Annotated in this window: 6 protein-coding genes and 1 pseudogene; 1 reads left to right on the top strand and 6 read right to left on the bottom strand. The window is 70.7% G+C overall.

The annotated features are described in order from the left end of the window. From AOK24_RS30225 to AOK24_RS30200, 6 genes and pseudogenes are all read right to left on the bottom strand, one after another. Positions 1 to 322: pseudogene (locus AOK24_RS30225) on the bottom strand (WYL domain-containing protein); the annotation flags it as partial. A gap of 15 nt (positions 323 to 337) precedes the next feature. Continuing rightward, positions 338 to 1291: a helix-turn-helix transcriptional regulator gene (locus AOK24_RS30220; RefSeq protein ID WP_055723216.1), complete on the bottom strand. Its 954-nt coding sequence runs from the start codon at positions 1289 to 1291 to the stop codon at positions 338 to 340. Positions 1292 to 1421: 130 nt separating this feature from the next. After that, positions 1422 to 1793, bottom strand: a complete 372-nt coding sequence (locus AOK24_RS30215) for an FKBP-type peptidyl-prolyl cis-trans isomerase (RefSeq protein ID WP_055723215.1) — start codon at positions 1791 to 1793, stop codon at positions 1422 to 1424. A 59-nt stretch (positions 1794 to 1852) separates the two neighbouring features. Next, a complete protein-coding gene (locus AOK24_RS30210) occupies positions 1853 to 2860 on the bottom strand; it encodes an FKBP-type peptidyl-prolyl cis-trans isomerase (RefSeq protein ID WP_055723214.1) in 1008 nt (335 codons plus the stop codon). A 125-nt stretch (positions 2861 to 2985) separates the two neighbouring features. Beyond that, the gene (pafA, locus tag AOK24_RS30205; RefSeq protein WP_055723213.1) at positions 2986 to 4347 is read right to left on the bottom strand and encodes a Pup--protein ligase; all 1362 of its coding nucleotides are present in this window, start codon (positions 4345 to 4347) and stop codon (positions 2986 to 2988) included. A 9-nt stretch (positions 4348 to 4356) separates the two neighbouring features. Continuing rightward, on the bottom strand, positions 4357 to 5625 hold the full coding sequence (locus AOK24_RS30200; RefSeq protein ID WP_055723212.1) for an MFS transporter: 1269 nt from the start codon (positions 5623 to 5625) through the stop codon (positions 4357 to 4359). A 94-nt stretch (positions 5626 to 5719) separates the two neighbouring features. Here AOK24_RS30200 and AOK24_RS30195 point away from each other — a divergent pair. Then, a partial coding sequence (locus AOK24_RS30195; RefSeq protein ID WP_159052034.1) for a LacI family DNA-binding transcriptional regulator occupies positions 5720 to 6131 on the top strand: 412 nt, incomplete at its 3' end.

The following is a 6131-nucleotide window of genomic DNA, read 5'->3' as shown; positions in this document are numbered from 1 at the left end:
GCGTGGCGACCGCGCGCGCGGCGACCAGCAGGGCCGTCGCCTCGTCGGCGGCGAGCCGCAGGGGCTCGGCGACGTCGTCGGGGTTGTGCCACCAGATGTGCTCGCCGTCGGTGTCGATGTCGAGGAGGTCCCCGCCCCGGAAGCTGGTCCCGCACATCGGCAGCACGTCCAGGTCGGCGACGAGTTCCTCCTCGCTGATCCCGAACGCCCGCGCCACGTCCTCGACGCGCGCGCCGGGCCGCTCCTTCAGGTACGTCACCAGCGACAGCATCCGCCGCGTCTGGTCGATCGCGTTCACCGGCCGTACCGGCTTTCCCGCCATGCTCTCCCCGCCCCCTCAGCCCTTGGCCACGGCCCGCAGCCGGTCGATGACGTCCGCCCGCAGCTCGGCGGGTTCGACGACCACCACGTCCGGCCCGAACTCCACCAGCCAGGCGTCCAGACCGTGCCCGTACGGAATCTCCAACTCGTCCCACCCGTCACCGAGTTCCCGGACCACCGTGGCTTTCGCCCGAAGGGGGTACCCGGCGCCGGTCCGCAGCCGGATCAGCGCGCTGCGGTCTGCGCCCTCCCCGGCCCAGCCGGCCACGGTCTCCCGTACGGTGACGACGTCCGGCACCGGCGCCGTGAACCCGGCCCCCCGCGACCGCACGCGGCCGGTGATCCGCGACAGCCGGAACACCCGCTCGGCGCCCCGGTCCCGGTCGAACCCGGCGAGGTACCAGTGCCCGCGCCAGCACTCCAGCGCCCACGGCTCGACGTTGCGGGGCTCGGGGCGCGCGGCGGTGACCTTGCGGTAGTCGAAGACGACGGACCTGCGGTCCCGGCACGCCAGCATCAGCGGCTCGAACGCGGCCTCGTGGACGGGGATATGGGGCTCCAGGGCGCCGTGTGCCTCGTACGGGTCGACGTCCTCCGGCAGCCCGGCGGCGCGCAGCTTCTGGAGCGCGCCGGAGGCGGCTCCGGCGAGCCGCGCCTGCTGCCACACCTTCGCGGCGACACCCAGCGCGGCGGCCTCCTCCGCGTCCAGGGTGATCGGCGGGAGGCGGTTGCTGTCGCGGCGGGCGAGGTAGCCGACCTCGCCGTCCAGGTTCTCCACCGTCTCGATGACCAGGCCGAGTTCGCGCAGGTCGTCCTTGTCGCGCTCGAACATCCGGTTGAAGGCGTCGTCCGCGGCCGCTTCGAGGTACGCCTCGATGGATTCGCGCAACTCCCGCTTGCTCAGCGGCCTGCGCGTCCCCAGCAGACACAGCGCCAGGTTCATGAGCCGTTCTGCCTTGGCAATGGCCATCGACGCCCTACGCCTTTCCTATGGTGCTTCCGACGGATGACCGTACCGCCCCGCGCCGCCCCGGCAAAAGCCGAGGGCCCACGCCCGTACAGGCATGGGCCCCACTCGGTCAGCGGCGGTCGTGCGCTGCTCAGACCGCGATCAGGTCCACCACGAAGATCAGGGTGGAACCGGCCGGGATCGCCGGGGTCGGGGACTGGTCCCCGTACGCCAGGTGCGGCGGGATCGTCAGCTGACGACGGCCGCCGACCTTCATGCCCTGCACACCCTTGTCCCAGCCCTGGATGACGCGGCCGGCGCCCAGCGGGAACTTGAAGGCCGAGCCCCGGTTCCAGCTCGCGTCGAACTCCTCGCCGGTGGCGAAGGTGACGCCCACGTAGTGCACGGTCACGGTCTGACCGGCCTGCGCGACCTCGCCGTCGCCCTCCCAGATGTCCTTGATCTCCAGGTCCGCCGGCGGCTGACCCTCGGGAAAGTCGATCTCGGGCTTCTCGATGCTCACGTCAAACTCCTGGTCGTTCACAAAAAGGCAACCCGCACAGTCTTACACCCCGAGCCGGGTCACGAAGACGCCAGGATGTCCACCGTGAACACCATCGTCGACGTCTTCTCGATCCCGCTCCCGCTCGGCGGGTTGTCGCCGTAGCCCAGCGCCGGCGGTACGACGACGACGACGCGGCTGCCGACCTTCTTGCCGGTCAGCCCCTGCGCCCACCCCTTGACGACCTGCTGGAGCGAGAACGACGTCGGCGCGCTGCGCTGGTACGAGGAGTCGAACTCCTTGCCGGTCTCCCACACGACGCCCTTGTACTGCACGACGAGCGTGGAGTCGGCCTTGACGACCGCGCCGTCGCCCTCGATGACGTAGTTCGCCACCAGGCCCTTCGGCGCGGCCGACTTCGGGATCTCGACCGAGGGCGCCTTGCCGTCCGTGTTCGTGCCGACCTTCGGCAGCGCGGCGTCGTCCTGCGCGACGTCCTTGCCCTTGGCGGAGGACTTCGCGTTGAACGTGTCCAGCACGTCCACCACGAACACCAGCGTGTCCGTGCCCTTGATGCCCGCCTGCGACTGGCCCTCCGCGCCGTACCCCCAGGTCGGCGGGACGGAGAACTCGACGCGGCTGCCGGTCTTCTTGCCCGCGAGGGCGTACCGCCAGCCGTCGATGATGCTGCCCTGCGCGAGCTGGATGAACAGCGGGGTCTTGCGGTCGTAGGAGTTGTCGAAGACCTTCGCCGTGTCCCAGATCTGGCCCAGGTAGTTCGCCCAGACGTAGTCCTTCTCGGCGATCGTCTGCCCGCTGCCCGCGATCAGCGTCTTCACCGCGAGCTGGTCCGACGGGGAGCCGGTGCCCTTCGCCAGGGTCGGCTTCTCGCCGAACTTCTGACCCGCCGTCACGGCCGGCAGCGGGCCGTCGACGACCTTCGGCGCCGGAGCGGCCGACGGCGAGTCCGACGCCGACTGCGACGCGCTGTCGCTCGCCTTGTTCGAATCGGACTTGTCGTCGCCGCAGCCGGCGAGTGTGACCAGTCCCGCGGGGACGGCGGCGAGGATGAGGGAGCGTCGGCGCACGGTGAAAGCCTCGTAATCGATCGATCAGGTGGATGGCGTGCGCGCAACTCTACGGCGTGCAAAGGGCGCCGTACGGGAAACGTACGGCGCCCGTGTTGCGTTCCGGTCTGTCACCGGAACGTGTGTCACATCCCGGCGATCAGCTTCTCCACCCGGTCGTCGACCGAACGGAACGGGTCCTTGCACAGGACCGTCCGCTGTGCCTGGTCGTTCAGCTTCAGGTGCACCCAGTCCACCGTGAAGTCCCGGCGCTGCTCCTGCGCGCGCCGGATGAAGTCACCGCGCAGGCGGGCCCGCGTGGTCTGCGGCGGCACCGACTTGCCCTCGAAGATCTTCAGGTCGTCGCAGATCCGCGCCGCCTGCCCCTTGCGCTCCAGCAGGTAGTACAGACCCCGGCGACGGTGGATGTCGTGGTAGGCGAGGTCGATCTGCGCCACCCGCGGATGCGACATCGTCATGTTGTGCTTGGCCCGGTACCGCTCGATCAGCTGGTACTTCATCACCCAGTCGATCTCGGTGCCGATCCGGTCCAGGTCCTCCGACTCGATCGCGTCCAGCGTGCGGCCCCACAGTTCGAGGACCTGCTCGACCGTCCCCGTGCGGATGCCGCGCCGTTCGCAGAAGTCGACGGCCTTCTCGTAGTACTCGCGCTGCACTTCGAGCGCCGACGCCTCGCGTCCGCTCGCCAGGCGCACCTTGCGCCGGCCCGTGATGTCGTGGCTGACCTCGCGGATCGCCCGGATCGGGTTCTCCAGCGTCAGGTCCCGCATCACCGTGCCCGCCTCGATCATCCGCAGCACCAGGTCGGTCGCGCCGACCTTCAGCAGCATCGTCGTCTCCGACATGTTCGAGTCGCCCACGATCACATGCAGCCGGCGGTAGCGTTCCGCGTCCGCGTGCGGCTCGTCGCGGGTGTTGATGATCGGCCGGGAGCGCGTCGTCGCCGAGGAGACGCCCTCCCAGATGTGCTCCGCGCGCTGGCTGACGCAGTACACCGCGCCGCGCGGGGTCTGGAGCACCTTGCCCGCCCCGCACAGCAGCTGACGCGTCACCAGGAACGGGATCAGGATGTCCGCGAGCCGCGAGAACTCCCCGTGCCTCGCGACCAGATAGTTCTCGTGACAGCCGTAGGAGTTGCCTGCCGAGTCCGTGTTGTTCTTGAAGAGGTAGACGTCGCCCGCGATTCCTTCCTCGTGCAGGCGCCGTTCCGCGTCCACCAGAAGCCCTTCGAGAATGCGCTCGCCGGCCTTGTCGTGAGTCACCAGTTCGGTCACGTTGTCACATTCGGGTGTCGCGTATTCGGGGTGCGAACCCACATCCAGATAGAGGCGGGCTCCGTTCCGCAGAAAGACATTGCTGCTGCGGCCCCATGACACGACACGGCGGAAGAGGTACCGCGCCACCTCGTCAGGAGACAGACGCCGCTGTCCCCTGAACGTGCACGTGACGCCGTACTCGTTCTCCAGCCCGAAAATGCGGCGGTCCATGACTGAACATTACGCCCGATCCCCCGAACTGAAACGGGGTTCGACAGCACGGTTCGGATCATTTTCCGACGACACCACCGCCACCGTACGCACCTCGGGTACCGCCATTACCCCCCTCGTCGCCAGCAAAACCAGCAACGCGGCACAACCCGCAGCGCCCGGCACCGCGAACCCCCACAGGGTGCCGCCCGCCTCCACCACCGGGCCCGTCACGCCCGTCCCGAGCGCCTGCCCCACCCCGAACATCGTCACCAGCCACGAGAACGCCTCCGTCACCGTCCCGCGCGGCGCGTACCGGTCAACCAGCACGAACGAGCACGCGATGGCGGGCGCCAGGAACACCCCCGCCAACGCGATGAGCGCCACCATGGCCACCGCGCCGGGACGCAGCATAAGCGGCAGGTAGCACACCGCCAGCAGCGCCACGATCACTTCGAGGCGCCGCTGCGCCGACCCCGGCCACTGCCGCGCCCCGTACACCGTCCCGCCGGCCAGCGCCCCGAGCCCCAGCGCGGCCAGCAGCCAGCCGTACACCGCGTCCCCGCCGTGCGCGTCCGCGTACGGCACCGACGCCACCGTGATCGAGCCGAGCGCCACCCCGATGAACACGCATGCCCCCAGCAGTGCCAGGAGCGGGCGTGAGCGCAGTGCGCCGAGCCAGTGGGCCTCGCGTGGGGCCGACCGCCACGCGCGCGAGGGCGGTGACATGACCACCGACAGCGCCCCCAGCACGCCCACCGCGTTGATCACCAGCAGGGCCGCCTGCTCCGACCAGAGGGCCACGCACAGCGTCACCAGCAGCGGGCCGACCGTGAACATCAGCTCCTGGGCGACCGCGTCCATGGCGTACGCCGTGTGCACCTGGTCCTCGCGCTTCAGCACGGACGGCCACAGGGCCCGCAGGCCGCCCTCCAGCGGCGGGGTCAGCAGGCCCGCGGCCACCACCGCCGTACAGGCGAGCCAGAGGGGCTCCAGGCCCGTCCAGGCGAACACGGCCATGCCCAGGGCCGAGCCCAGCGCCGCCGGGAGCTGGACACGCGGCTGGCCGTGCAGGTCGACCAGGCGGCCCAGCACCGGCTGGCCCACCGCGTTCGCCACGCCGTACACCGCCGCCAGCACCCCGGCGAGGCTGTACGTGCCGCCCTGCGCGCGCGTGAACAGCACGATCGTGATCGCCGCCGTCGCGCACGGCAGCCGGCCCACCAGGGTGCCGACCAGCAGCCGCGCCGCGTACCGCGCCCGCACGACCTCTCCGTAACCCGCCAGACCCCCGGCCATCGCGCCTCCCGCCGCTCAGGTGTTACGTATAACGTCCAGGGTCATACGTACCATGAGCCGAGACGAACGGTCCAGAACAGGAGGCAGGCTCACGGTGGCACGCAGCAGCACCCGACCCACCAGTCGCGACGTCGCCCGAGCCGCCGGAGTCTCCCAGGCAGCCGTCTCCCTCGTCCTCGGCGACAAGTGGCGCGGCCGGGTCGCCGAGGCCACCGCCGAACGCGTCCGGCAGGCCGCCCGCGACCTCGGCTACCGGCCCAACCTCGCCGCCCGCAACCTGCGCCTCGGCCACACCCGCACCGTCCTGCTCGTCGTCCCCGCCCTCACCACCGAGTTCTTCGCCGGCGTCTACACCGGAGCCGCCCGCGTCGCCGCCGAGCACGGCTTCGGCGTCGTCCTCTACCCCTCCCCCGAAGGCGTGGGCGGCGCCCGCGACCCCTTCGCCAGCGCCCAGGCCGCCCTCGACGGCGTCATCGCCTCCTCCATGGCCGCCGACGCCCTCACCG

The sequence above is a fragment of the Streptomyces niveiscabiei genome (assembly GCF_001419795.1).
Taxonomy (GTDB): domain Bacteria; phylum Actinomycetota; class Actinomycetes; order Streptomycetales; family Streptomycetaceae; genus Streptomyces; species Streptomyces niveiscabiei.
The sequence above is the reverse complement of the archived record's forward strand: the minus strand, read 5'-3'. Positions and strand labels throughout refer to the sequence as shown.

What these genes read in the sequence shown, in the direction of transcription:
- AOK24_RS30220 (WP_055723216.1), bottom strand. Translation starts at nt 1,291, where the DNA reads ATGGCCATTGCCAAGGCAGAACGGCTCATGAACCTGGCGCTGTGTCTG.
- pafA (WP_055723213.1), bottom strand. Translation starts at nt 4,347, where the DNA reads ATGGACCGCCGCATTTTCGGGCTGGAGAACGAGTACGGCGTCACGTGC.
- AOK24_RS30200 (WP_055723212.1), bottom strand. Translation starts at nt 5,625, where the DNA reads ATGGCCGGGGGTCTGGCGGGTTACGGAGAGGTCGTGCGGGCGCGGTAC.